Annotated in this window: 15 protein-coding genes; 8 read left to right on the plus strand and 7 right to left on the minus strand. The window is 56.1% G+C overall.

Translation table 11 applies throughout. The annotated features are described in order from the left end of the window. A partial coding sequence (locus tag WCO56_02460) for a hypothetical protein (GenBank protein MEI7728399.1) occupies positions 1-459 on the plus strand: 459 nt, incomplete at its 5' end. Between the two features lie 107 nt (positions 460-566). Here WCO56_02460 and WCO56_02465 read toward each other — a convergent pair. Further along, positions 567-1,631, minus strand: coding sequence for an NF038122 family metalloprotease (locus WCO56_02465; protein ID MEI7728400.1), 1,065 nt, complete (start codon positions 1,629-1,631; stop codon positions 567-569). A 131-nt stretch (positions 1,632-1,762) separates the two neighbouring features. On the opposite strand from WCO56_02465, the gene bioB reads away from it, so the two are divergent. From bioB to WCO56_02485, 4 genes are all read left to right on the plus strand, one after another. Then, on the plus strand, positions 1,763-2,854 hold the full coding sequence (bioB, locus tag WCO56_02470) for a biotin synthase BioB (GenBank protein MEI7728401.1): 1,092 nt from the start codon (positions 1,763-1,765) through the stop codon (positions 2,852-2,854). 138 nt (positions 2,855-2,992) lie between these two features. Continuing rightward, entirely contained in the window at positions 2,993-3,247 is a 255-nt protein-coding gene (locus WCO56_02475) for a hypothetical protein (GenBank protein MEI7728402.1), read from the plus strand. Positions 3,248-3,409: 162 nt separating this feature from the next. After that, positions 3,410-4,930: a TolC family protein gene (locus WCO56_02480; GenBank protein MEI7728403.1), complete on the plus strand. Its 1,521-nt coding sequence runs from the start codon at positions 3,410-3,412 to the stop codon at positions 4,928-4,930. Between the two features lie 8 nt (positions 4,931-4,938). Continuing rightward, positions 4,939-6,456 carry a TolC family protein gene (locus WCO56_02485; GenBank protein MEI7728404.1) on the plus strand — a complete coding sequence of 506 codons (1,518 nt, stop codon included), beginning with the start codon at positions 4,939-4,941 and terminating at the stop codon, positions 6,454-6,456. Between the two features lie 25 nt (positions 6,457-6,481). On the opposite strand, the gene WCO56_02490 is transcribed toward WCO56_02485, so the two are convergent. Further along, on the minus strand, positions 6,482-9,670 hold the full coding sequence (locus WCO56_02490) for an FAD-dependent oxidoreductase (GenBank protein MEI7728405.1): 3,189 nt from the start codon (positions 9,668-9,670) through the stop codon (positions 6,482-6,484). Between the two features lie 295 nt (positions 9,671-9,965). On the opposite strand from WCO56_02490, the gene WCO56_02495 reads away from it, so the two are divergent. From WCO56_02495 to WCO56_02505, 3 genes are read left to right on the plus strand one after another with little or no spacing between them, the layout of a single operon-like run. After that, complete coding sequence (locus WCO56_02495) at positions 9,966-11,453, plus strand: Gfo/Idh/MocA family oxidoreductase (protein ID MEI7728406.1); 1,488 nt, start codon at positions 9,966-9,968, stop codon at positions 11,451-11,453. Between the two features lie 28 nt (positions 11,454-11,481). After that, the gene (locus tag WCO56_02500; GenBank protein ID MEI7728407.1) at positions 11,482-11,754 is read left to right on the plus strand and encodes a hypothetical protein; all 273 of its coding nucleotides are present in this window, start codon (positions 11,482-11,484) and stop codon (positions 11,752-11,754) included. Continuing rightward, a complete protein-coding gene (locus WCO56_02505; protein MEI7728408.1) occupies positions 11,751-12,557 on the plus strand; it encodes a TatD family hydrolase in 807 nt (268 codons plus the stop codon). Before WCO56_02500 ends, WCO56_02505 begins: the two co-directional genes overlap by 4 nt. Positions 12,558-12,732: 175 nt before the next feature. On the opposite strand, the gene ppdK is transcribed toward WCO56_02505, so the two are convergent. The 5 genes from ppdK to WCO56_02530 form a co-directional block, all read right to left on the minus strand. After that, positions 12,733-15,480, minus strand: a complete 2,748-nt coding sequence (ppdK, locus tag WCO56_02510; protein MEI7728409.1) for a pyruvate, phosphate dikinase — start codon at positions 15,478-15,480, stop codon at positions 12,733-12,735. Positions 15,481-15,613: 133 nt separating this feature from the next. Then, entirely contained in the window at positions 15,614-17,263 is a 1,650-nt protein-coding gene (locus WCO56_02515; GenBank protein MEI7728410.1) for a DUF1553 domain-containing protein, read from the minus strand. A gap of 208 nt (positions 17,264-17,471) precedes the next feature. After that, positions 17,472-19,013: a glutamine-hydrolyzing GMP synthase gene (gene guaA, locus WCO56_02520; protein ID MEI7728411.1), complete on the minus strand. Its 1,542-nt coding sequence runs from the start codon at positions 19,011-19,013 to the stop codon at positions 17,472-17,474. Positions 19,014-19,094: 81 nt separating this feature from the next. Further along, the gene (locus tag WCO56_02525) at positions 19,095-24,428 is read right to left on the minus strand and encodes a lamin tail domain-containing protein (GenBank protein MEI7728412.1); all 5,334 of its coding nucleotides are present in this window, start codon (positions 24,426-24,428) and stop codon (positions 19,095-19,097) included. Between the two features lie 159 nt (positions 24,429-24,587). Beyond that, the gene (locus WCO56_02530; protein MEI7728413.1) at positions 24,588-25,424 is read right to left on the minus strand and encodes a glycoside hydrolase family 16 protein; all 837 of its coding nucleotides are present in this window, start codon (positions 25,422-25,424) and stop codon (positions 24,588-24,590) included. Between the last annotated feature and the right edge of the window lie 211 nt (positions 25,425-25,635).

Raw genomic sequence — 25,635 nt, forward strand, 5'->3', positions numbered from 1 at the left:
GTCGCCCTGCCCGTCCTCACCGTGCCGGAACTGCCCAAGGACGTCACGCCGGTGCCGCCCGGCGCGCTGAACCGGATTTTCGGCCTCGTGCACAAGCTCAAGCTGGCGAAGGCCTACACGAAAACCATCGGGCTGGATTTGGGCGTGGAGACGCCGGGAAATTTCGCCGCGCATCCGGTCCCCACCCTGAAGCTCACCGTGGTGGCCGGCATCAAAAAACAAGCCGCCCGCCTCGCGTTCGTCAAGTTTGGCCATCAGGGGGTGTTGATCGAGTCCCGCACGAACGGCGGGCCGTGGCAAAAGCTGGGCACGTACACCCGTTCGCCGTTTCTGGATACACGCCCGCTGCTGGTCCCCGGCGTGGCGGAAGTCCGCGAGTATCGGATCCGGTTCATTGACATGGACGCACCCACCGGCGACTGGTCAGGGGTGGCCAAGATCGCCATTGGCCCCGGATAGGACGGCGCGGGGAATTTTGCAGGAAACCAGGCGGCAGGAAACTGAAGACCGTTGTTTGGGAAGCGCGGCGGCAAGGCGGGGGGACGAAGACCGCGCCGCCACTTTGATCAGCGGCTGTTACGCGCCGGTTGACGCGAACCGCGCCGGATTAAGAACCCGACCCCGGCAAACACGCCGATCAATAAGACTGGCCCCGGTTCAGGCACCAACTGGTAGCCGAGGACATCCATGGCCCGCAAATCGTTGGTGCTGATGTTCATGGTGTCTCCGTAATTGAGGGTGGGATTCATGATCCCCACTCCGGCATTGTTCTTCCAATGGCTAGCTTGATCCCCATCGCCATAGGTGATCCCGTTGGCGAACGCGGCGATGGCATTGGTGCCGCCATCCACGGAAAAATACTTGGGAAAATCATCCGCCGTGTAGTCTGTGATGCCCGGACCAAAGGACAGACTGCGGGTGGAATAACGAAACAGGTCAAGCAGGTTCGAACTAAACGTATCGCCGGAATAAGCGCCAGCCAAAGTATCTATATCATCCACGCCGCTGACAAATCCAAGGGAATGCCCGATTTCATGCGCGGCGGCTCCCACAAAATCCATCATCCCCGGCGTAATGGTCGAGCCGTGGTTGAAATCAAAGGCATACAAAGAATTAAACTGGATGACGGCATCCAGACTCGAACTGGGGGCCAGCAATCCAAGCGCCTTGGCGTTGACCGTGGTCATGCCCACCCGATTCATCGTGTCCAAGTAGGGCGTGGCACTGTTGAGGCCGTTTGGATTATTGCTGGTGTGATTAATCAAGCGACTGTAGCTGTCGCCCGGTTGCAGAGCGGCATACGCGGAAACATCATCCGCCGAGGTGCGATGCGCCATCAGCGCGCCCACCACATCCGAATACGCATATTCACGAAAATCCGAGCCGGAGGAACCGATAATGCGAGGGTCGCTAAAATCGGTAAAGCCGATCTGAATATTCACGGTAATATTGTCGGCGATTTGATCGGACCATAGCTTGCCGGCGGCGGTAAAGCCATCAATCGCCTGCTGGGAAGTACCGGCCTGGGGAATCAAGTTAAACACCAAATTGGCCCGGGTCGCACTGACCAGGCCAAAAAACAACACTGCCACCAATCCGTGCCGAACCTGCCGCAACAACTTTAATTGCATGGTGGAAAATCCATAGCACACAGATTAGGCCATGGCAAACATATCTTCAATGCTCGCGGCCACACGGGGACAGGCCGGAACTGGAAAAGAATTTCTGGACAACAAAATCGGCGGATGGCAGATTGTCAACCATGTCAGGACAACAGATTGACGGCACACAAGCACAACTTTCGGCGTTAGGACGCCGCGTATTAAACGGCGGGCAAATCAACCGCGCCGAAGCCTTGTTTTTAATCAACCTGGAATCCACAGCGGACATGATTGATTTGATGTCGTGGGCCAACCGGATTCGGGAACACTTCCGGGGCAACCAGATTCATTTATGCTCGATTGTGAATGCCAAAGCCGGCGGTTGCCCGGAAAACTGCAAATTCTGCGCGCAATCCGCCTTCTACCAGACGGAATCGCCGCGCCACGGCTTTGTGGAACCCGAACCCGTGGCGCAGGCAGCCAGCGAGGCGCACGAACACCAGGTAACCGCCTTGGGCCTGGTAGCCGCGTGGAAAGGTCTGACCGAGGGTGCGATGTTGGACGAAGTCTGCGACCGGGTACGCGAACTGGCCCAAGGCGGCAAGGTGCGCGCCGATGCTTCGCTGGGCATGATCAACAGCCAGCGTGTAGCGGATCGTTTAAAAGCGGCTGGTCTCGAATGTTACGGACATAACCTGGAGAGTTCGCGTCGCTTTTACCCCAACATCTGTACCACCCATACCTATGACGACCGGTTGACCACGCTCCGTCATTTGAAACAGGTGGGCATCAAACTTTGTTCGGGCGGCATCATCGGCATGGGCGAAACCCGGGAAGATCGCTGTGACATGGCGCTGGATCTGCGCGAGGCAGGCGTTGACTATATCCCGGTCAATATTTTGAATCCCATTCCCGGCACGCCATTTGAAAAACTACCGCCCATCACCCCCATGGAAGCACTGAAAACCATTGCGTGTTTCCGCTTTATTTTGCCGGACAAGGAAATCTCGGTGGCCGGCGGACGCACGGTCAATTTACGGGACCTGCAAAGCATGGTATTCATGGCTGGAGCCAGCGGTTTGATGGTGGGCAACTACCTGACGACACTGAACCAATCGGTGGAAAAAGATTTGCAGATGTTGAAAGACCTGGGATTGAAGCCTACGGGGTATCACACGAATGAAGCAGGGGACGCTGCCGAGACGACCATCAGCGGATGCACCTCGCAAACCGTGGCCACCACTCGTCCGTGACCTCCGTCCAACGGTCACCAGCGAAACAAACGGTTTCCAAGGTGAATCGGTCTATCGGAATGGATCGGGTATAAAATTTGATACGTAAACTCATCTAAAAACCTTGCGCTTTTAGCCGGACTAACGCACTCTTCGGCCATGGGCTTACCATGCCAGCCAGTAACATTGACGCCGGAACAGGTCGCCGACCTGAGCCAGAAGCTTTCCACGTTGCGTCATAACGTTAATAACAATCTATCCCTAATCGTCGCGGCCTCTGAACTGATTCGCTTCAAACCGGAGATGGCCCGACAGATGGCAGGCACATTAGGCGAGCAACCGCCCAAAATCATGGAGGAGCTGCGTGCCTTCTCTGCCACCTTGGAGAAGTCCTTGAACATCACTCGGGAATAGCCCTGCAACCGCTCCTTACCCATCCCCGCGTTCAAACTCGATTGCAACCCGCAATCGCCATTATGTTTTCGGATTCCATGCTCCCCGGTGCCACAAGACCTCCCCGGATTTTGTTTCATTGGCTTGACGATTGGGTTACAATAAGTTCCACTTAGCACAGACATGTGCTCGAAACAACCACTGCGGCAGGCAATCTTGCTGGTGCTGGGAGCCAGTTTGGCAGCGTCCGCCGGAGCGGAGAAACTGTTCAAGCTGGCGGAGTGCATTGACCTCGGCATCAAGCGCAACCTCGATGTTCAGATCGCCGCCTGCCAAAATGAGGTCACCCGTAGCTTGTTGCAGAGTTCCCAAGGCGCGTACAACCCGCAGTTGCGAGTCGGGTTCCTGAGTGAACTGGAGAATATTCCAGATGATTTTAGCCCACGCAAAGACGGCTCGCAGGCTGCTTATGAATGGCAATCACGCGGTGTGGATGCCGGTCTCGGCGGCTTGTTGCCAACCGGAACACGGTATGACTTGACCGCCAGCACGCGCCGGGTGGACGGGATTACTTGGTTTCCGTTCCTGACCACCTTTCCTGGCAATGTCCGCAACAGCAGCTATTATACGTCGGTGGCGGCACTTACTCTGCGGCAGCCGCTGCTCCGGAATTTCGCCATTGATCCAATCCGGCGCGCCATCCAAGTTAACCGCAAAACCTTGCAAATGAGCGAAACGGCCTTGCAGCAGCAGATCATGCGGTCGGTGGCCGAAGTGGAACGGTCGTTTGTCGAATTATTGTACCTGCATGAGCGGTTGCGAATCGCCGAGGAAAGTACCGAGCGAGCGCGCACCCTCGCCAAGCTGGCGCGCAGCCGCCTGGATGCCGGCAAGGCAACCATAAACGACGTGGAAATGGCCGAAGCACAAGCGGCCACGACCGAAGCCGAGGTGTTTCTGTTTCAGCAACGTGCCGTCACTAACAGTGAATCGTTTAAACTGTTGCTCACGGACGACTTATCCTCGATGGCAGGGATTCGAATAAAACCTGTGAACAGCATTCCCGAAGAAGCCCTGCCGCCGGATCGAGACGCAAGTTGGCAACGTGCCCTACGGTTGCGCCCCGATTTGCAGCATAGTTACTTGCGTGAGCAACGCCAGGACATTGAGGTGCGATACCGCCGGAATCAAACGTACCCGGACTTGGAATTATCCGGCGGTTTGGGCTCCCGCACGGTCGCGGATAAATTGGGCCAGAGTCTGGCAGACCATGCGCGCCATAATGAACCGACGTTTGGTTTCGGCGTTTCGCTTTCGCTCACCCTCGATAATCGTGCCGCAAAAAACCGCTACCATGAGAGCTTGGAACTTTCCGAGCAGGCCCGCCGGCAGAGCAAACGGTTGGAGCAGCAAATTCTAGCCCAAATCAGCGAAGATGCCGCCCGGGTGCAGCGGGAATGGCACCATATGGAAACGGTGCGGCAGGCGCGACAATACGCTGAAAGGGCGCTGAAAATGGAGCAATTCAAATACGAAAATGGAGCCAGCACCATGTTCTTTCTGATCCAGGCTGAACGGGACCTGGCTGCTGCCCAAGCCGCAGTGGCACGCTCCCGGCGCGAATATCGGGAATCGCAATCCCGGCTGGCTTATCATGAAGGCAGCATTCTGGAACGCCATTCCCTGAAGATAGACCTTAAATGAAACTGCTTATGAAATATTCACCACTGTTTTTCTTTGGCTGGTTTCTGGGCGTGTTATCCGCGCTCGCGTCGCCACCCGCGCCACGCGCCATCACGATGGCCGAGTGTCTGAAAATGGCCTTGCAAAATAATTGGGATGTGCGCATTCAACGGCTGGCCCCCAGTATCGCTTACTGGCAATCCGAGGCCGCGCTGGGAGCGTATGATCCAGTGCTCGGATTTAAAGCCGGTCAGAATCATGTTACCATGCCTCAGGAAACGGACCCTAATAAAATCGGGCCGAATGAAGAATACAAACAAACGAGCGATTCGCTCGCGCTGGGGCTGACTGGAGCTTTGCCGTATGGCACACGCTATGAACTGGCGCACGTTTTCAGTCATTATCGGTACCAAACCGATTTCACCCCCCCTTCCCGTTTCCCGAACAACCAGCGCACCACAAATGACTATGAGAGTACCTTAAGCTTGAACCTGACCCAACCCCTGCTGCGCAATTTTCTCATGGACCAGGCGCGCCAAGTCATTCTGGTCAGCCGAAAGAACTTAAAAATCTCGGAACTCGCGCTGCAAATGCAATTACTCAACACCGCCACCCAAGTGGAATTGGCGTATTATGATCTGGCCGGAGCGCAGGACTTGGCCCGGGTGCAGGAACACGCCCTGGCCTTGGCCAAAACCATGCTGGACCTTGGCCGGAAACAACTGGACGCCGGCAAGGCGACGCCACTGGATGTGGCCCGGGCGGAAGCGCATGTGGCCACCATCGAGGGCGACTTGATCTTGGCGCAACAAACCTTGGCAAGCGCGCAAAACCGGCTCAAGACGTTGATCACCGACGACTTTAAATCGCTGGCAGATGTGGCGCTGACTGCTGCGGATTCCATGCTGGTGGTGCCGCACCAGTACGACCGGGAATTTAGCTGGCAACAGGCGATGACCACGCGTCCTGACCTATTGCAACTACGGTTGGAGTCCGAAAAAAAAGATATTCTGGTACGCTTCCAAAAGAATCAACTCTTGCCGGCAGCCGATCTGATTGGTGGAGTCGGCGCGCGCGGCAAAACTTCCGAAGCCGATCGCGCATATGGCGATTTGTGGGAGATTAAATACCCCGCGTACCATTACGGGCTCGTGGTCAGCCTGCCGATTGGAAACCGAGCCGGGCGCGGTAATTATCAGGCGGCCCAAGCCGCGCGGAAGCTGGCGGCACTGGAAATCAAGAAAGCCGAACAAGTCATCCTCGCCGAAGTGGACATTGCCGGCAGCTTGATACAAACCACGCTCAAACGCATTCCCGCGACCCGCAAGGCGCGCGAATACGCGCAATCCGCCTTGGAAATGGAGAACAAGAAACTCGAAGTCGGCGCCTCCACCCAATATGTCATCCAGAAATTGCAACAAGACCTGACGCTGGCGCGCCAGGTGGAAGTCCAAACCGCCACCGACTACAATAAAGCCCTGGTGCAATTAGCCTACGGTGAAGGTTCTCTGCTGACAAAAAATGGGCTGGGCCTGATGTTCAAGTAATCCACACTCCAGTCGCCAGCGCACTTCACGGTTTGCTTTGCAATACCTGCCAGGCTAGACGCGAAAATGGTCCGTTTACCCCCGTGACAAAATGTTCCAGTTTGCGGCGCGCCAATCCATCCTGATCACCACAACGGTAAAGGGCGCACACGGCCATCAACTCGCCGGTATCTCCGGAGTTATTGCGGGATTTCACCATACTCGCAAGCGTTGGCGCAGCGGCTGGATCGCCGATCTTCCCCAACGAAACGGCAATTGCCCGGAACCGCGGGAAACTCATCCGGGCCGCCTCTTTTGAGAAGGCAGCAAGCACAGGGATGCTCCGCCGATCACCGGTTCCGCCCAACGCCCACAGCAACTGGACCACAGGTTCCAGATTATCCTTGGCCCCGTGCTTGGAAAAGTCCCTCTCGGTAAGACAGCGGTTTGCCTCCTTGAGCAGTGTTTCCACGCCATACGCGTCACCCATCACTCCCAGAGTTTGGGCATACGTCAACTTGTCCGCACCTAACGCCGTGTCATGAGCCCGCCGTAACTGGGGGAGCGACTCCTGTGGCTGGGCCATGAGGATTTCAAGGCCTTGATAATCCTTGGTCACCAGTTTGACCGCCTCAGCAATTTCTCGGGCGGGAATCGGAAAAGAATCATGTTCATTGAGAACACTAGCAGAAAGATTGCCCACCTCCACCAGATGCCGTTGCAAGGCTTTCACATCCACCAAACGGGGCGTGATATTCTTTCTGGCAGCCATGGCGGCGGCCACCCCGGCAGCGTAACCGAGATTTTGCTGGTCCGGTTGCATTCGCACAATGGGCAGGGCATCCCGATGCACACTCAGGGCAATCCCCACCACCAGCATTCCCTCCACCCCTTTTGGCAACAGACACCGGTACGGCACATAGCTGTGATACTGATAGCGGCTATCACCCGGCGGACGGGCGGGGCGAAGCATGAAAAACGGATGAATCTGGTAACCATGACTGTCGTAATCGCTTTGCGCATAAACAATGCTGTCCGGAAACGTACGCTGATTAATTTGATCCACCCAATCCAGCGTGAAGTCACCCACAATGCGACGGCGCTCGCGTGAATCCACCAGTTGCCCACGATCAAAAAAGTTCTCCTTGCGCTGCGCCAAGGCCTGCCGCACATCAAGCGGATCGGCCACATCCACCGGCAACAGTTCACCATTAATGTAATAAGCACCGACTTCCCGCGGTGGCATATGGGAATTCTGCAAAGCAAAGTGATCTTCCACAAAGCGGGTTTGCGCACCCGCCGGAGCAGCAATGTCGGCATTACCGGTACCGTCAATCACGGTTTTGGCAAGTACCAACCCACGCCCATACGGTGTCACCACCGCCACACCCGTAACGCGGTTCCCCTCCACCAACGCGCCTTCGCCCATTGTGCCAAACCAGATATCCGCCCCGGCTTTGCGTAATTCCTGGCGGAGGAATTCCATGCGGATCTCCGTGGGGTATTGCGGTACACTAGCGGTGAAACCGACGCGGTTGCCATACCAGAATTTTCCAATCATGCCCAAGGTGCCCACCCCGCCCAAGCCGTGCAGATACTCGACAACCAGCGTCTTGGCGCCTTGCCGTGCCGCGCCAATCCCGGCGGCTGCCCCAGCCGTGCCGCCACCAATAACCACCACGTCATACCGTCCAAACACAGGTAATGACCGAGCCGCTTCGAACACATGCGGGACTAATGGTAACGGGCGCAACCCATCCAACACCTCTTTGACATCGCCTCCATCATGGTCGGGACTGGCAGCCGTTAGTACTTTCACGTCAGTTGGCGCAGCCAGATTTTTAGCCTCGTGCGCCGCCGCCACGCCCACGCGCGCGCCCAGTTCCATCATGGCCGCCGGGCGCAACAGTTTCGTCACGACACTCCGGGCAGCATCCAGGCACCCACCCAGCACCCATACCCGTTCCACATTTGCAGGCCGGCACGCTTCCAACGGCACGGTGCCCGCCACCGCATTATCCAGAGCCGCTTTCACGGATTTAATTCCACAAGACGGCACCAGAAACGGCACGTCAGCAGCGTAGAGTTGAGTTGAATCAAAGGTTTGATCACGGACGAGTTGTTCCAGCCTGGCACGACTGTTCCAGGTTTCATCAGGCAAATCCAAGTGCAGGGTATATTCAATCCAAGCGGCTGTCCCCCCCGTATTTTTATCCCCCTTCATGTCTCGAATCGTCACCGGGAAAGGCATCCGGCGCGCTGCTATTCCTTTGTGCAAGTTGGTTTTATCAGCGATGACGACCCATTGGAGCGTTTGTTTTCCGGGGGTAAATTCGCCGAACGCGCTTCCGGCCATTCGCGCCACCATCGCCTGTTCCGAAGCATCAATGATCACCTTGGCGAGCACCGCTTGACGTCCGGCGCGATTAGCCATGACGATGCCAGCCGGTTTATTATCCTTATCCACGATTAAATCCGTGGCAAAACAGCCGTACAGATAATCCACCTTGGCGTCGCGCAGCGCATTTTCGAGCGTTTTTTTCACGTGCATGGGAGCAAGCACCCCATTGGTATCGCCTGCCACAGGGGCTGGTTGGGCTGACAAAAAACGAATCGCGCCAATCAAGAGGCGCTCCGCGCTGGGCGCGCGTTTGATGTTGAAACGAACATAGCGGGCTTTGGCATGGATGGGGATAGGAACAGAAACCAAGTCACCCAAATTATGCGGACGCACCAACTCCAGTTCTTTCCATTGTTTGCCGTCGTCGCTGATTGCCGTGGCAATGCTGAACGCCTGAAAAACCATTGCCCGGTTAAAAATCAAAACCTCCGCCGCCTTGATCTCCACGGCGTTTTTCAGATCAGCAGTAATGACGACGTTAGTATCATACTGCACACAATCGGTGACGGCACTTTGAACCGGGCACCCGCTGTTTAGTTTTGAGGGTGGCGAGGTATCCTTGTGCCTGCTATTGAAGGGTTGATCGGCCTGATAGGTGAACGGCAAGCTCGGTTTGGCGGCTAAATCCGGATTGGCATAAATTTCCCGTGCCAAATCCGTGGCAGGTATTTCTCCAGGTTCCAACCACAAACGCATGGTGCCTGCCATGTCTTCACCCAAGTAGGTTCTGGGCGCAACCAGGAAAACGGATGCCCCGTTGCGGCTCGCCTCAACTGCGGCAGACACTGCCCCAACGCCCCCGCCCACAATGACTATATCTTTCTGAACAGCCACGGGAATTTGCCGAGCCGTGGCGGCATGGACCTGTATTCCCAGAAGTGCGATCATCGCCAGGAGGCATAACCTAAAACACCGCGACAACATGTTATTGGCCATGCCAATTATGGGACACGAAAACCGCGTGTCATCAAGGTTATTCTAGCCAAAAAGACGCGCCCTCGGGGAAAATCAATATTAGGGCAGTGTGCCGCGCATTGTTGAGAAAAATGCAAAATGGCTAGCATTCACACAGTCAAAAATTTCGTTTGATCTTTGTGCGAACCAGCCCCACAGTTAGTCCATTCAGCTTATGAAAACGAATACCTTGTTCTCGCGCCGGAGTTTTCTGAAAACCACTTCCGTGGTCGCCACCATGTCTGCGCTGTCGCCACGTTCCTGGGCCCAGGTGAATGGCGCCAATGAGGATGTCCGCGTGGCGGTCATCGGCGTGCATGGCCGCGGGGTGGGCCATATCAGCGAATATAAAAAACTCAAAGGGGTGCGCTTGGCCGCGTTGTGCGATGTGGACCTCGATGTGTTGGCGGGACGGGCCAAAACCTTGCCGGGTGTGCAGCAGTTCCAGGATTACCGGAAATTGCTGGAAAGCAAGGAGGTGGATGCCGTGTCCATCGCCACCACGAATCACACCCATTCGCTGATCACCATCAACGCCTGCCAGGCCGGCAAGGATGTGTATGTCGAGAAACCGTGCAGCCATAATGTGTTTGAGGGCCGCAAATGCGTCGAGGCCGCCCGCAAATACAATCGCATCGTCCAGCACGGAACCCAGAAACGCGCCAGCAGCGCCAGCCAACTGGCGGTGATTGTTAAGAGCGGCAAGTACGGGCGTCTGCTCGTCTCCAAAGGATATTGCTGCAAGCCCCGCTGGTCCATCGGTTTCAAGCCGATTGAAGAACCCCCGGCCAGCCTGGACTTTGACCTGTGGCTGGGCCCGGCTCCGAAACAGCCGTTCCATAAAAACATCGTCCATTATAATTGGCATTGGTTCTGGGACTTTGGCTGCGGCGACATCGGCAACCAGGGCGTGCATGAGATGGATGTGGCCCGCTGGGCGGCCGGCGTGACGCTGCCGAAGAGCGTCGTCAGCCTGGGCGGGCGCTATGTGAACACGCCTGATTTCAAGGACCAGGGCCAGACGCCGAACATGCTCGTTTCCATCCATGATTTTGGCGGCGTGCTGGTGTTGTTCGAGACCCGCGGCCTCGTCGGCAAGGCGCCCAAGGGCGAGTCGGAAGCCAAGGCGCCCGACATCGGCGGTGACGCGCAAGCGAAGGACGTCACCTATAAGGCCACCGTAAAGAACGAGCTCTACTTCGAGGAAGGTGTGCTCAAGGACGGCAAGTTCTTCCTGAAGGGGAAGGGCGAAGGCGAGAAACTCGACAAGGTTGATTCCGATGAAGGCTCGGAGGACGGCATCTTTGGCAACTTCCTGAAATGCATCCGCAGCCGCAAACGCGAGGAGCAGGTGGCGGACATCCTGCAAGGCCACCTCTCGAGCGCGCTCTGCCACCTGGGCAATATTTCCTATCGCCTGGCCAAAGAGCGTCCGTTTGAAAAGCCGAAAGATTTCAGCGATAACGCCATCGTGGGCGACAGCGTCATGACCCTGCTGGAAAACACCAAAGCCATCGGCGTGGATCCGGAAAAAGCAACTCTCTGGGTGGGCCCCAAACTGGCCTTCGACGCGGAGAAAGAAAAGTTTGTGAATAATCCGGACGCCGACCGCCTGCTCACGCGGGAATATCGCAAACCGTTTGTGGTGCCGGAAAACGTGTGATCCCAACCGCCACGCTGAATTTCACCCTATGAAACGACAGCAGATACTGGACCTCTACTTCCTGGAGGCCCGCAGTAAATTGATTGATCTGGCCGCGTTCCTCGATCGCGTGGATCGTGCGGAAGGCACGGCAGACTTCCGGCTGCGTTCCCTGCAACGCGCCATGAAGATTCTCCATGAACGAAAACCGCAACGGGCCAAACGCGTGTTGCTGGCCTTGAGCGATCCCACGGCTGCCCCCAATCCCAAGGCGACCATCAAGTCGGCCTGCGGTGCATACGACAGAAAATCACGCGTATGAAATACATCGAACCACACGCCCACATGGTCAGCCGGACCACGGATGATTATCGTGATCTTGCCGCCGCCGGATGCGTCGCTGTGTGCGAACCGGCGTTCTGGGCCGGTTTTGACCGCAGTTCGGCACAAGGATTTTATGATTACTTTTGTCAGTTGACCGATTACGAGCCGAAGCGCGCCGCCAAGTTTGGTCTGACGCATTATTCCTGGCTCTGCATCAACCCCAAGGAATCCGAGGATACGAAACTGGCGGAGGAAGTGCTGGGCATCATTCCACAGTTTCTCGACCGCCCCAATGTGTTGGGCATTGGCGAGATCGGACTCAACAAGAATTCCCGTAATGAACTCAAGGTGCTGGAACAGCATGTGGACTTGGCCGCCCGCCATCAGCAACTGATCCTCGTGCATACCCCCCATCTGGAGGATAAACTCAAAGGCACCCGACTCATTCTGGATGTCCTCAAGAACGACCGCCGCATTCAACCGGAACGGGTCATCATTGACCACGTGGAAGAGCATACGGTGCAATTGGTTTTGGACGTCGGATTCTGGGCTGGCATGACCTTGTACCCGGAGTCGAAATGCACAGCCGCGCGCGCCGCCGACATTATAGAGATGCACGGCACGGAACGTCTGTGGATGAATAGTGCCTGCGACTGGGGCGTGAGCGTCCCGCTGGCGGTACCCTATGCCGCCTTGGAAATGCGCCGGCGCGGTCACTCATCCGAATTGATCGAACAAATCCTCTACAAAAATCCAAAGCAGTTCTTGGGACAATGCAAGAAATTCAAGGCAGACGCCTGATTGTGGGAAACTGATGCCTATGGTAGGCAGGAACGAATGGCCAGATAGCTCAAGCCGTCGTGTAAATGTGGCCAGCAGATTCACGGTAAATCTGCTGGCGGTCTATACAAATCTACAAAAAAGCCGCCCCGTTTCCAGGGCGGCTTTTGAATTCAGATAAACGCGTCAGTAGCGCTTACTTCTTTTTGGCCGGTTTGGCGGCATTCTTGCGCTTCTCTTCGATCGCGGCTTGCGCAGCAGCCAAACGGGCCACCGGCACACGGTAGGGTGAGCAACTCACATAGGTAAGGCCGACCTTGTGGCAGAACTTGACAGAGTCAGGGTCGCCACCGTGTTCGCCGCAGATGCCCAGCTTGATGCCAGGGCGGGTCGCATTGCCCTTGGCAATGGCAATCTGGACGAGTTGTCCCACACCGGTCTGATCGAGCGTGGCAAACGGGTTCTTTTTGAAGATCTCGTTTTCCGTGTACGCTCCGAGGAACGAGCCCATGTCGTCACGGCTGATGCCGAGCGTGGTCTGGGTGAGGTCGTTCGTGCCGAAGCTGAAGAACTCGGCGGTCTGGGCGATTTCATCGGCGGTCAGCGCGCCGCGCGGAATCTCAATCATCGTGCCCACCATGTAGCTGAATTTTGTCTTCTTCTCAGCCATGACTTCCTTGGCGACGCGATGAACAATTTCGACCTGAAGGTCGAGTTCCTTCTTGAATCCGACCAGCGGAATCATGACTTCGGGTTTCACCTTGATGCCGGCCTTCTGCACATCCGCAGCGGCCTCGAATACGGCACGCGCCTGCATTTCGGTGATTTCCGGATACGCGATACCAAGGCGGCAACCGCGATGTCCGAGCATGGGATTAAACTCATGCAACTGGGAGACGCGCTTGGCGATCTTCTCAGGGGAGACCCCGAGCTTGGCAGCGAGATCGGCCTGCGCCTTTTCTTCGTGCGGCACGAACTCATGCAAGGGCGGGTCGAGGAAACGGATGGTCGCCGGGAAGCCTTTGAGGGCTTTGAAGATGCCGGTGAAGTCATCGCGCTGATACGGGAGCAGCTTGGCCAGGGCCTTCTTGCGGTCGGCCAGATTTTCCGCGAGGATCATCTCGCGCATGGCGTCGATGCGATCCCCTTCAAAGAACATGTGCTCCGTGCGGGTGAGGCCGATGCCCGTCGCGCCGAACGCGATGGCGTTGGCAGTTTGTTCCGGGGTATCGGCGTTGGTACGAACCTGGAGGCGCGTGGCCTTGTCACACCACTTCATCAACTGGAGGAAGTTCTTGAACTTCTCCGTGGCCTGCGCGACTTTGTCGCCATGCAACAGACCGGTGATGATTTCGGATGGCGCGGTCTTGATGGCCCCGCCATAAACAATACCGCTGGTGCCGTCAATGGAGAGGAAGTCCCCTTCGTTGAAGGTCTGACCAGAGGCTTTGATGGTCTTGGCTGCGTAATCAATTTCCAGCGCGCTGGCGCCACAGATGCAGACTTTGCCCATTTGGCGGGCCACAAGGGCCGCGTGTGAACTGACACCGCCTTTAGCGGTCAGAATGCCTTCGGCAGCAATCATGCCACGAAGATCTTCCGGAGAGGTTTCGCTGCGCACGAGCAGAACTTTCTCGCCCTTTTCCGCAGCCGCAACCGCGCGATCGGCATTGAGATAAACTTTGCCGGAGGCGGCGCCGGGGCCAGCCGGAAGACCGGTGGCAATTTGGGTGGCCTTCTTGACTTCCGCGAGGTCAAACACGGGCGCGAGCAACTGATCGAGCTGATCGGCCGGGTTGCGCAGGATTGCGGTTTCCCAATCAATGAGCTTCTCCTTGACCATGTCCATGGAGAACTTGAGCGCAGCCATGGCGGTGCGCTTGCCGTTGCGCGTCTGGAGCATGAACAGCTTGCCTTCCTGAATGGTGAATTCCACGTCCTGGACGTCCTTGAAATGCTTTTCAAGGATGGCGCGGACCTTCATCAATTCAGCGAATGACTTCGGCATCTCAGCCTTCAGCTTGGCCACTGGTTCCGGGGTGCGCACGCCGGCGACGACGTCTTCGCCCTGGGCGTTGATCAGGAACTCGCCATAAAATTCATTGGCGCCGTTAGCCGGGTTGCGGGTGAACGCCACGCCGGAGCCAGAGGTTTCACCGGTGTTACCGAACACCATCGCCTGCACGTTGACAGCAGTTCCCCATTCAGCGGGGATGTTATATTTGCGGCGATAAACAATCGCGCGGTCATTCATCCAGGAACTGAACACCGCACCGGCGGCACCGCGGAGTTGATCCCACGGATTGTTCGGGAAGCTCTTGCCCGTGCGTTCCTTGACCAAAGCCTTGAAGCGCTTCACCAGCTCCTGCTGGTCTTCCGCCGTCAGCTTGGCGTCTTCAACGTCAGCATGATAGCGTTCGTGCTTGAGAGTGTGAATGGCCACTTCAAAGGGTTCGTGATCTTCGCCTTCGCGCTTCTGCACGCCCATGACGACGTCGCCGTACATCTGGACAAAGCGGCGATAGCAATCCCACGCAAAACGCTCGTTGTTGGTGGCCTTGGCCAAGGCGACGACGGCTTCGTCGTTCAAACCGAGGTTCAAGATGGTATCCATCATGCCGGGCATGGAATCGCGCGCGCCGGAGCGGACGGCAACCAGCAACGGCATGCCGCTGGTGGCGCCGAACTTCGTGCCCATGATCTTCTCCATGTTGACAATGCCGGCTTCCATTTGGACCTGCAGTTCCTTGGGATAAGTCCGCTTGTTCGCATAATAATAGGTACAGACCTCGGTGGTGATGGTGAAGCCGGGAGGCACAGGCAAACCAATGCGGGTCATTTCGGCCAGATTGGCGCCTTTGCCACCGAGGAGAGGCTTCATCGAGCCATCGCCATCGGCCTTCTTGTTACCAAAAAGGTAAACGTATTTAGGTGTTTTTGCCATAAGCTAATTCGATTATTCCATGGTTAAAAGTTAGTCAAACCCAAGTGGGAAGCATCTTAAAAAAACGGCGGGGTGTCAATCGTGGAATCAAATATTTTTGCCCCCCTGAGGCGCAGGGCTGAAATGGCAAACCCTAATGCCGATACTCGAACTCAGCGCTGTTAACCAACGCCCAAGCCACGTCAATCGCGACCTCACGTTGGGTGGCATGGCCCATCTGGCTATACTCGGCAATGGATCGAGACTCCGCCTCGGTCGGCCACCGGGAAAGAATCATCAGATAAAGCCCGTTGGCAATATCCCGAATGGAATTCTTGGATTGCAACAGGTATTGCAGGTTTTTCCCCTGCTCAATCTTGCGCTGCACATGGCTGGAATTGAGCATGTGCAGGTTTTGTCCCGTCGTTGACTTGTTATTGCGTTCGTTCTCCAAACCGGTATCGCGGGGCGGACGGCCAAACATTTCCATAAACGGGCTGGTGATGCTGGCATCCGACAAGGCGATAGAGCGTTGATCATCGGGAATAAACGTGAATGGCTCAGGAATGGGACTGAAATACTTTTCGGTGGTGCCCGTGACCTGGTTCAGGGCGTCAATCATCACCTCCGCCTCCAATCGGCGCAACGTGTAGCAGGCAAAATACGCTTCAACGTCCGGATTCTTGGTCTTGGGCAGGCAGGTGCGCTGGTAGGTTTGCGAGTTAACAATAACGCGGAACAATTGCTTGATATCATAGTTGGCGGCAATGAGTTCCTTCTCCAGGTAATCAAGCAACTCCGGGTTGACCGGCGGATTATCTGAACGAACATCATCCGGCTCGTGAATGATGCCACGTCCCAAGAGCCACGACCAGGCGCGATTGGCGATATTACGGGTGAACCATGGATTTTTGGGATTGATCAGCCAGTCGGCAAATATCGCACGCGGGTCCCGCCCCGCTGGGAATTTTACTTGGGTGCCATCCGGAAACACGCCCGTCATTACCGCATTGGTGTTACTGGCATCATAATAAACAATTTCCTCCTTCCATTCGGTGGTGGATTTGAAGGTAATTTGCGAAAAGAAGGCCGCCATGCCCTTGAGTTTGTCTTTGGGCCAGTTTTCGGCGCGCGTACCCATAAAGGTTAACGCCACCACTTGCGCCACACCTTGGGGATTCTTGTTTTGCGTGGCCCGGAAAAAATTCACCTGGGGAACACGAAAATTGCTACCGTTGCCGGTCAGCAGTTCCCGCGCAAACTTATCATAAGTCATGTTCTGCCTCAGGCTGGCGCGAATCCAATAGTGATAGGCCTGCACCGCGTTGGGCCACAAATTGATGGGGAACTCAGCCTTGACCCGCAAGAGGTCACACCACTTCATTGACCAGTAATCCGCATACTCATCCCGTTGCAACAAGCGGTCCACCAACAGACGCCGCTTGTCCGGGTTGCCATCCAAAAGATAATCTGCCGCTTCCTTGCCGGTCGGTACGGTGCCAATGAGGTCCAGATAAACCCGCCGGAGAAAGACCGCTTCCGAACAAGGGGCGGATGGCTGGATGCCCTTCTGCTGCAACTTTTTCATCACCAATTCGTCCAGTCGGCTTTGCCGGGTGGGACTGGCGCTTACTTCATAAGGGTTTGCTTTTACCAGCCCGCCTTGCGGCTTGTAATACACTCCCATGGACGGCGTTACGTTTTTATTCTCCGAGAGCGTTCCCGGTGCCGCCGCACTCGCAGGGGCGGCATCCCCCCTCATGGCGGCCAGCACCAGTAGCGATAAAATCAAATACGTCTTCATGGTGTTCTTTCGTGGCACATATACCTTAGACTGCGCCAACCGCAAAGAATATTCAGCAAGATTTTTCAAACAAGCGTCTGCCACCCCTGACAAGATCAGCACAGGCTTATTGATAGCGATACTCCAACGGGATCGGCGAAGCAATCAGGCCAACATTGAATTGTTTTCTTTTTCCCGCCAAACAGGTTCCTGTCGGCAGGAACCTGTCTTATTCCCATTCAATCGTCGCCGGGGGTTTGGAGGAGATATCGAACACCACGCGGTTTACCCCTTTGACTTCGTTGATGATGCGGGTGGACAACGTCTCCAGCAGGTCATACGGCAGCTTCACCCAATCGGCGGTCATGCCGTCCTGGGAATCCACCGCGCGCACCGCCACGGTGTAATCATAGGTGCGCTCGTCGCCCATGACACCCACGCTGCGGATCGGCAGCAACACGGCGAAGCTCTGCCAGATTTTATAATACCAACCAGTCTTTTTCATTTCTTCGATGACGATGTAATCCGCCTCGCGCAGCATCTTCAAACGATCGGCGCTGACCGCGCCCAGGATGCGCACCGCCAGGCCGGGCCCCGGGAATGGCTGGCGATAGACGATCTCCTTCGGCAAACCGAGTTCCAAGCCAAGCTGGCGCACCTCGTCCTTGAATAGGCAGCGCAACGGTTCCACGAGCTGGAACTTCATCTTCTTGGGCAGCCCGCCCACGTTATGATGGCTCTTGATGAGCGCCGCCGGGTTACCGGCGATTGGCACGGATTCAATGACGTCCGGATACAGTGTGCCTTGGGCCAAGAACTTGGCCTTGCCCGCCCGTTTGGTGGCCGCTTGGAACACGTCAATGAACGTACCGCCAATGATCTTGCGTTTGCGCTCGGGATCAGTGACCCCTTTGAGCTTGCGCAGAAACAGAGCGGTGGTTTCCTCATACTGCAATTTAATGTGGAAGTTGCGGGCAAATACTTCCTGCACGGTTTCCGCCTCTTTGGCGCGCAACATGCCGTTGTTGACGAAGATGCAGGTCAACTGGTCACCAATGGCTTTGTGCAGCAAGGCCGCCGCCACGCTGGAATCCACACCGCCGCTCAGCCCGAGAATCACGCGTTCCTTGCCCACTTGGGCGCGGATTTCCTCGACCGCCTGGTCCAGGTAACTGCGCATGGTCCAATTCTTGCCGCAACCGCAGACGCCATGCACATAGTTGCTGATCACTTCTTTGCCCAGCGGGGTGTGCACGACCTCGGGATGGAATTGCAGCCCAAACATCTTGCGCGCCCGGTTTTCAATCGCGGCGTAATTGGAGTTCTCCGTGACGGCGACGCTGCTGAAGCCCTTGGGCAGCCGCGTCAGTTTGTCGCCGTGCGAGTTCCAGACCTGCAACTCGGCCGGCAAGCCGGTAAACAACGCGCAGTCGCTGTCCTTCACCGTCAATGTGCCCTTGCCGTATTCGCGCTTCTGGCCTGGCTCGACCTTGCCATCGAGGAAGTGGGCCATCAACTGGATGCCGTAGCAGATGCCCAGTACGGGGATGCACATGTCGAAGATGGCCGGGTCCGGCAGCGGCGCCTTCTTGGCATAGACGCTGGAGGGCCCGCCGGAGAGGATCAACCCCGACGGCTTCAGCGCGGCGAGTTTGGCAACCGGCGTGGAAAACGGCAGGATGGTACAATAGACGCTGCATTCCCGAATCCGCCGGGCGATGACCTGCGTGTACTGCGATCCAAAATCCAGAATGACAATTTGTTCGTTCATTATAAAAGAGGCTCTTGAATTAGCTTGAAAAGCGCCTGCCTGTCAAAGTTAAACCGAACCGTTTTGCAGAAATATGCCCGCTCACGGGAGGATCACCACGCGGTAGTAGCGCTCCTTGCGACCGCCAATGGCATCGGTGACGGAGACATCCCCGCCATAGGAACGGTTGGTGGCATAGGGAATCCAGACGTTGGTGCCCAGATTATTCCGGTATTCCACCCGGTAAGCGCGCCCCAATATGGCCGGCAGGCCGAAGGAAAAAGCGCCATTGGTCAACGTGATGGTGGTGGCAATATTGGGCGACGGCGGCGCGCCCAGGCGATTCGTGGCGTTCGGCGACCAATTCGTCATGAAATAATAGGTGTTGGTATTACCGTCCGGGTAAAGCCCCTGGCTGACGTTTTGATACTGTTGGCCAAAGGTGACCACATGCTGGAGCGTGCCATTGGTGGAAAACATGGCGATCACTTCACCGCTATTATTCAGCTTAAAGTTGGCGTGCAAATCCCGGTTGGTCCCCTGCCCGTTCTGGGTGGTGTCATTATCGGCCCATACCACCAGAAAACTGCGGGGGCCAATGACCGTGTTGGTGGGTATGGTCCACTTGGCTGGTTCCGTGAGCGTATCGGTGAGCGTGAAGCCGGACAGGTCCACCGACTGATAGTTGGGATTGAACAATTCAAACCAATCCTGAAACGCGCCATCCAACGGATCCGGGTAACCGCCTGGTCCGCCGTTATCAGCCATCCATTCGTTAATGACCACCGGGCGGGGAGCGAGCAGACCGAGGTTGGTAACCGTAATCGAGGCCGTGGCGTTGGTCAGCCGGTTGCCGTACGCATCCACCCCTTGCGCGGTGAGGCGGTTGGTGACCTCCACCAAGGGAACCAAAATGCTCCAGTTGGTCAGGTTGGTCCAGGAAAGCGGATAGCGGATGCCGTTTATCTCGATGAATTTTACCGTGAGCGACGCATTGCCCGAAAGGAGCGCATAGTTATTGGTGGTGGAAAAATTAAGGCCAGCGTTATTGGTGATGCCAAACGTCGTGTTCAAAGGCATGGTACTGCGCACATAGGTGGCACGTTGATCCAGGTAATTGACCAGGCTGGTCCAGTTTTGCCCCAGCAACCCCGCATAGCGCCCCCCCCAGGAACTCAAATACGCACTGTTCATCGTGCTGGTCGTAATATCCAATAGGTGCTCGTAATAGCAGCGGTAATTGTTGGGCAACATGTTGATTTTATAGGTATTGGCGGAGCTGTTACCCGGAAAGGCGTAGTTATAGGCTTTTACCTCGCCATAATCCATGTCGAAGGGGAACGCCAACGCCTTGCCGTCCTCCGGACGAAAGTAGATAAGGAAATTATGGTTGTTACCATAAGAGAAGATGTCACCCGCTCCAACCAATGCCAGGTACGCCAAGGTGCGCATCCACTGGTCCACGTCCATAAGTTGGCGCGTCTGCGTATCCAACGCGGTGCCGGTCAGGCTGAACGCCTTGTTCAGCGCGACTATCTGACTGTAGTCATCCACATCCGCATGGTTATCCTGCAGAAATACCCACCGATAATTCTCCACATCATCGCCCCAGTCCTTGATTTCCACGCCCAGCACGCCATCCGGTTGGGGCAGTTTGGGCGCTTGCGGATCACCGGTGGCCGAATTGGAAGGATAGTAGATCAGCTCCATTTTATACAGCGCCCCGTCCGCACCATTCTTATACTGCGTGCCCAGAAACTCCGGACCATAGCTGGCCATACGCAACATGGCTGTGCCATCCTCGGAGGTGCGCGGCGCAAACACCTGAGCCAGGTCGTTGTACATGCCGGGAATATTCCCCGCATGATTGATCGCGTGCCAAAGGATAATTTCATCATGCTTGCCACCGAGCCCTGAATAACCACCAGATCGGTCCATGGAAAAACCGTCATGAACACCACGAAAAAGATGATCCAGAGGAAACTGCACGGTATAGCCAACCCGCGTGGTGACATCCCGTCCACGTTCGCTGCTCTGAAGATGCAAACCCACATTATAAAACACCTCCCGCTCGTCATAGACCACAGTCAACTTCACCCGGTCATTGCTCATCACGTTGGTATGGGCATGCAACAGATCGGCCTCCGCTGGCAGCATCAACAATCGGAACCGGTGCAGTTGCGACATCAGAGACTTCCCCTCATCCACACGGAACAGTGCACGGGAATTGGTTCCTTCCGCTGGGAAGGTGGCCGTTGCGCCAAGCGCATCGGTGGCCTGAATATAGAATTGTACCAGGGTACCGGTGGTCATGCCGCTCAGGGTGGCCGCATAATTCGTATACCCCCACTCCGTGCTGCCCGTTGCGGGTGACATCACCGAACTTTGCCACGCCCCGCCATTGGTAGCCCACCAGAGTTTCATCTGGCTGATTCCCTGTGGATCACTGGCGGTCGCCGAGATGGTCACCGCCTCCCCGGGTTGCGGCACCACCGGACTATGACTGAAAGAACCGAAAGTCGGCCCCAGATTTGAAACATATGTGGAATTGCGCGCCCCGGGTGTCCCATGTTGGGCGGCCATCGGAAGTACCGTTGTTTTTGCTGCACGGTTAAAATACAGGCGCGTATTCAAGCGGTTGTTTCCCGCCAGCCATTTGGCGCGGAAAGAAATTCGAAAAACGCGCCCATTGGTGACCGCTCGAGTATTGGCCAACGTGGTTTCCAAATGATTATGCATGTGCCCGGTGGGCCCGGTGGCAACCAGGTGCAAGACATGATTGGCGGCATTATCCGGGTCCGTCTCCACGGTGGAATGACTATGAGTACCCAGGATGCGCCACGCGGACAACCCGGTTTCAAAATCACCATTCTGAAGCAATTCCACCGGGCTGGTATCGGGCGATTCCACAACATGCAAGTCATCCAGCAGGCATTCGCCCGTATCCAACAAACCCAGAACAAACTCATTCCAGTTCGTTGGCCCCAACACATTAGTGGCCATCGCACTATAGGTGTAATTACTCCAACTGGAATGGCCGGATTCAATGCTGGAAGCCCAGACTTCCGGTTTGGTGTTGTCCGCCCAGGGGTCTTTGAGTTCGAGGCTGGCTCCCCCGCCATCGGCGTAAGATGGCCAGCGTCCACCATCGAAATAACGCACTTCATTGACTGGATTGTCGTTCGCATCCTTGAGCGTGAGGGTGTCGCCATGCCCCGAAAGCTTGCCGGAATACGGACCCACCACCGTAATCCCGGGATAATTGGAGCGCATGAGTACCGGATCATTGGCCACCACGAGATAGCCACCTGCTGGAATCAATGTCCCCACGTCAAAAGCATAGCTGACTCCGGAATCCAACCGCCAGCCCGTCAGATCCACAGCGTTATTGCTGCGATTGTATAACTCCACCCAGGCTTCAGACGACGCTCCGGGAGCGTGATACATGATTTCATTGATGACGATCTCTTTATGAAACTGGAATACATTGGAAGAACCCGGCGTCAGCAGGGATGGATGCCGCCACTGCCCGGCGCCATCCGGCCAGCGTGCGCGATCCGCATGTTTGGCCACCACGGCATCCAAAACATTGGTGCGTCCTGGCCGGTACAAAAATAGCTGATCCCCCGGATCAGCGGCAAAGCCAAGTGTATCCCGGGTAACCTGCAAAGCGGTTCCTGGCGCCAAAACCTGGGAGGGAAACACATATTCCCGATTCGTTTGACTGCCTTGCCGCAGCAAGGTGCAGCCGCCCAGATTCAGATTGGTCGTGCCATAATTAATCAGTTCAACCCAAAAATTGGTATTGGTAGCTGACGTAATCTCATTAAAGGCCAAAGCAAAAGGCGGCAGCGCCAGTGAGTTGGTTTGGATTATAGCAAGCGAAGCGCCAAACCAGACATCATTGGTTACGCCCGACGCCGAATGCACTTCCACGGCCAGCACATTGGTGCCGCTCGCCAAATAAGCGGACGGCAGAGTGAGCGGCCCCTGCATGGTTGGACTGGGCACATTAGATGAGGCATAGGTGGAGGATGTCACTGTGTCGGCGGGAAGATTCAGCCGCAACACCTCAGTGCCATTCAGATAAAATATGGCGCCATCCGCAAGCGCCGTGCTCAATTTCAACGAGGCCAGTTCCGGACTGCCACTGAAAGCAAACTGGGTGCGAAAATAATACGTGGTGCGACCACTGGCGAGTTGGGTTGCATTGGTCAGGCGCGCATATCCTGCCAGTTTGGCCCGAAAACCGCCAGGATTGGCAGAAGTACCATCATTGATGGTTAAGAAATCCAACGTATTCGTCCCGGCCACAAAACCATTGGTCACCACAAAATTTGTGCCCAGGACCGCAGCGGAAAATCCTGCGTTGCTAATGCCCAGCAGTGCCCCGTTAAGGACCACATTGGTAATGCGATTATCCACCGCCATATTCAGAAAAAGGGTCATGGAAGCCGGATTATAACCATCCAAGCTAAACAATGTTCGGTAATTATAGCGCCCTGCTGCCACCGAAGTTGATCCCGGATTCACCGGCCCCAACCAGGACGAGGTCGCATCATTGGTCAACCAACTGGGATGATTCGAAATCACGGTTGCCGAAATATCCGGCGGTGGCGGGGTGGACTGGGCGGAAATGGTCAACCAATAATGCGGATCTGCCGTTCCTGGTGACATTACTACACCATTTGTCCCCAGCCCGCTGCTGAATACCGATGCCACTGCTTGCGTACCCGGTACCGGGCCAGCTTGAAAAAACGCCGCACCGGAAGTCCAATCCGTATCATTAAAACCTGCGGAACGCCAATTGGTGCCTAAATCGTTACCAGCATCATTGTACTTCCACGCACCGTAAAGGATAAGCGGTGTGTTATTCGTCAATACATAGGTTTGGCGGGGAAAGTTTTGGCGTCCCGGACTCCCCCCCACCTCATTGCTGGCAACCCAATTCGCAGCCAGAGCACTGCCCAAATCCTGGTCGCGTTTGGCCAGGGATACCCCCGATCCGTCCGGGGCCACCGGCCAATCGCCATCTGTGCCATAAGACACCGTATCCATGAGCCGATCGCTATTGTTCCTAAGCTCAAGGGTCTGACCACCATTGCCCAACCGGCCGGTAAATGGCCCGCAGAGATTGGTGATTCCTGAGAGTGCCGCCAAATCCAAGGGCGAGGCGGCTATCACCAAATACCCACCCCCGGGAATGATTGTACCCGCCGGAAACTGATATTGAACCGCCCCTTGAATGCTCCAGCTACCAATCTCCACATCCACCGCCATTTGGTTATACAACTCCACCCATTCAAGTGCGGCCTCATTGGTCGCCGGGTGGTACATGATTTCATTAAAGACCACCACGCTATCCGCACGGGCTACATTCAATACGGGAAATAGGGAGCACAAACTGATCGTAAACAATACGGCCAGTCTACGCATCCATCTCCCGGGCGCACTCCAGCCAATGCCCCCGCAAAACATAGCGTGAATGTTGCAAGCCATGAACATAACCTGTCAGCGGCTTTCGGTCCGGTCAAGGCACGGGATTGTTGGTTCGTTTGGAATCGTCGGTAAATGCTTTGAGGCGCAGTGCCGGAGTTACTTTTGCTGGTACACGCGCACGTAATCCACTTCCATGCGCTGCGGGAAGATGGTGGCGTCCACACCCTTGGCCCCGCCCCACGCCCCACCCACCGCCACGTTCAGAATGATGTAGAACGGTTTATCAAACGGCCACGCCGCGTCGCCGGTGCCATCATTCGCAAACGTATAATACTTTTTGTCGTCCACGAAGAAGCTGATTTCCTTGGGCGTCCACTCGATGGCGTACAGGTGGAAGGCGTCTTCCAACCCCGGCACTTTCACGGTGGAGCCTTTCTGGGTTTTCTTGATGTGGTTAAACTTCTCGGTATGCACCGTGCCATGGGCGACGGCAGGTTCGTGGCCGACATATTCCATGATGTCAATCTCGCCACATGCGGGCCAGCCTTTGCCGTCAGATTTATCGCCCAGCATCCAGATGGCGGGCCACATGCCGCGCCCTTTCGGGATTTTCGCCATTGCTTCAATGCGTCCGTATTGCCAGGTCACCTTGCCTTTGGTGGTGATGCTGCCGCTGGTATATTCCGCAAATTCGCGCGACCGTTTGGAATCCTCTTTCCTGCCGTCCGCCTTGTACGCGGGGTTGGGATATTTTTCCTTGATCGCCTCCAGGATCAGGTGGCCGTTTTCAATGCGCACGTTCTCCTTGCGGGCGCGGGTGTAATACTGGAGTTCCCCATTGCGCACAAACCCGGTCTCATAATCCCAACGGCTGGGGTCAGGCAATCCGGGCTGATTGAACTCTTCAGCCCAAACCAGTTTCCATTCCGGACCAGCCGCCAGCAGCGTGGTGGTCAACCCGCACAAAGCAGCCAATAGACATAGTTTTTTCATTGGTGCCGCATATTGTCACTGATACGGCTGCAAGGTAAAGCAAATATGGAGAAAGTTCCGGCTGGCCGGGCCGCACCGGCAATCCGTTGGGGGCGACCACCAGGAACCCGGCAGCATCCGCCTTCTACGCCCAACCGGCTTTATCAAGGTACAAATTAAGCCGTTGCCACCCGCACCATGCAAAATCAGGATCAAGGGCAGCGGGCCCTGG

Source organism: Verrucomicrobiota bacterium (assembly GCA_037139415.1).
In the GTDB taxonomy this organism is placed as follows: Bacteria; Verrucomicrobiota; Verrucomicrobiia; order Limisphaerales; family Fontisphaeraceae; genus JBAXGN01.